This is a genomic window from Microbacterium sp. Bi128 (assembly GCF_918698205.1).
Genome location: NZ_CAKKMM010000664.1, coordinates 1 through 2,713, shown reverse-complemented (window position 1 = coordinate 2,713; position 2,713 = coordinate 1). Strand labels below are relative to the sequence as shown.

The window sequence follows — 2,713 nt, the reverse complement described above, 5'->3', positions numbered from 1 at the left end:
GGCCAGGGGCGAGAGCACCGCTGCGGCGTAGACGAACATCATCCACGTCAGGGTGGTCACCGGGCTTTGGCGGGTGCTCAGGAGGGACAGTCCGCCGAAGAGGCCCAGGACCCAGAACAGGATGACTCCGGACAGCACAGCGGCTGCGGGGAAGTACTCGTTCGTGACGACTTTCTTCAAGGTTTCCATGGGCCCTCCTCACACCTGGCGGTGGGACTGCCCGCCGGGGATATTCCCAGTATGGGGCCCGGCGCGGCGGAATTCCCCGAGAATCCCGGCCACGTGACGAAGCTAACGCCCGCGTCCGGTTGGCGGCCATCCCGGTCATCAATTGGGCGCCGCCGGTCCACCGGTGGCGGCCCCGCGGGGGTCAGACCGCGGCCCGGACGCGCTGGAGGAAGGAATCAAGCACCCGCCCGGCGTTCTCATGCATGCGCCGGGACTCGGCCGCCGGCAGCTGCCGGCTCTTGGGCCCGTTCAATCGCTCGCCCAGATAGAGCAGCGCCGCCAGTACCTCGGAGAGTTCGGAGTTGCTTTCCGCACGCTGCCGCAGGAGCCGCAGATGAGCTTCCTGGAGGGCCGGACCGGGGCTGCAGCCAAGGTCGCGGTCGAAGAGCCGCCGGCAGCGGTCATAGGCCGAGAGGCCCTCCGCCGGCAGGCCTGCCTGTTCATAGGCCGTCACCAGCACCGTCCAGGCCCGCTCGTTCAGGGGCTCCGCGCGAATGGCAGCCTGGACCAGGTTGACGGCATCGTCTGGTTTGTCCAGCAGAGCCGCCGTTTCTGCCGCGAGGATCTGCAGCGCCACCTTTTCGGCTGTATGACGTGCGCGCGCCTCTTCGGCCCAATCGGAGGCAAGTTCGAACCCGAGCAGCGGCTCCGCGGAAATCTCCAGGGCCTCGAGCATCAGGGGGTAGGCCTCCGCCGGAGGCAGCTCACCCGCGTCGCGGACCAGGTCACGGAACCGGAACAGATCGAGGTCCACGAGCGTAGGGTCCAGCACGTAGCCACTGTTGGCCGTGCGGAGCGGGCCGGTCTTAGTCTGCCCCGGCTGGATGGCACGGCGGATACCGCTGATATAGCTCTCGAGGGTCGCTACGGAGCCGTCACTGGCTCCTGCTCCCCAGAGAAGATCGATCAGGCGGGTCTTGGACACGGGCGTGCCAAGGTTCAGGAGAAGGATTTCCAGTATGTGCCGGGGCTTGCATCCGCCCATGTCGGCGGCGGTGAGCGCCACGCCGTCCCGGCGCACTTCGAATGATCCGAAGAGGCGGACCGAAATGGAAGGTGCTGTTTCCTTTGGGCTATCCACGATGTTCTCCGATTTCCCCAGGTAAAACGAACTCAATCGTCTATGGAGAGCCGGATCAACATTGAAACCAGGCCGTACTGAGGCTCTGTTCCCTCCGGCTTTCCAATGACACCGTGACACGCCCGGCGGGGCGCAACAAGGCATGCCGCTACCCGATCTTTCGCCCAAAGAAAGACGCGTACAGGGGTCAGTACCGCTGAGTAAGCGGGCGGAGCGGAGGGCAGGTGATTGCGGCGCCAACCAAGTAATTCCGCGGGCCGCCGCCATGCGGACCCAAGTAGTTTAGGCGGGCAAGGAATTGGCCCCCGGCGGCCAAATTCCAGCACGTTGAACCGCGGGTCCGGACCGGGTTCCCTACTGGTTATCGGTCATCTCGGCGGGCACAGCCACCAGTCGCAGGTCCGCGCCGTCCCGGAGCACGGCAAGGTCCAGCGGCTCCCCGATCGCTTCGGCGAACAGCAGTTTCTGCAGGCTCTCGGCGTTGGACACATACATGTGTCCAACCTTCAGGAGGATGTCGCCGGCCCGTAGCCCGGCCCGCTCGGCGGGGGAATCCGGAAGGACTTCGACCACGAGCAGGCCCTCCCTGCGGCCCGTCCGGACGACGGCGCTCGGCCGCAACTGGATGGGTGTGTTGACCAGGCCCAGGTAGGCCCGGCGGACGCGGCCGTCCTTGAGCAGCGAAGCGATGATCCGCCGGGACGTCGCGTTGATGGGAACGGCCAGGCCGAGCCCGACACCGGCCACGGCCGTATTGATGCCGACGATCCGCCCGCGGGCGTCTGCCAGCGCCCCGCCGGAGCTGCCGGGGTTGAGGGCCGCGTCGGTCTGGATGACGTCCTCGATCACGCGCCGGCTCCGTCCGGACCAGACCGGGATCGAACGGCCCAGCCCGCTGACCACCCCGGCGGTGACGGAGCCGGCAAGCCCGAGCGGATTGCCCACGGCAATGACCAGCTGGCCGACCCGAAGGGACTCGGCATCGCCGAGTTCAGCCGGTGCAGCGGTGGGTGCCCTGCCGTGGACCACGGCAAGATCGGAGAGCGGGTCGGCGCCCACCACGTCAACAGCCGTGCTGGTGCCGTCGGCGAAGACTGCGTGGCCGGACTGGGCGCCTCCCACTACGTGGGCGTTCGTCAGCAGATATCCGTCCGTGGTGAACAGCACGGCCGACCCCGCACCGACCCTCAACCTGCCGTTGCGCCCGTTGCCGGTCATCTCGAGCGCGGCGACGTGCTGGGTGACAGCCTCGGCCACGCGGATGACCGTTGCGGAATAGGAATCCAGCGGGTCTTCGGACACATCGGATCCGGATACCCTGCTGATTGACGCGGCCACGGTGCACCTCCTGCTGAACGGTACTCATCCAAGTCAACCACCGCCGTCCCGGGAGTAGTCCTGGCG

The 2,713-nt window shown here is 67.2% G+C and carries 3 protein-coding genes; all 3 read right to left on the bottom strand.

The features are described 5' to 3' along the window. On the bottom strand, nucleotides 1-189 hold a 189-nt coding region (locus LQV45_RS24525; protein ID WP_230009216.1), incomplete at its 3' end, for a hypothetical protein. A 181-nt stretch (nucleotides 190-370) separates the two neighbouring features. Then, entirely contained in the window at nucleotides 371-1,345 is a 975-nt protein-coding gene (locus tag LQV45_RS24520; RefSeq protein ID WP_230009215.1) for a BTAD domain-containing putative transcriptional regulator, read from the bottom strand. A 318-nt stretch (nucleotides 1,346-1,663) separates the two neighbouring features. Further along, nucleotides 1,664-2,647: a S1C family serine protease gene (locus LQV45_RS24515; RefSeq protein ID WP_230009214.1), complete on the bottom strand. Its 984-nt coding sequence runs from the start codon at nucleotides 2,645-2,647 to the stop codon at nucleotides 1,664-1,666. Nucleotides 2,648-2,713 lie beyond the last annotated feature (66 nt).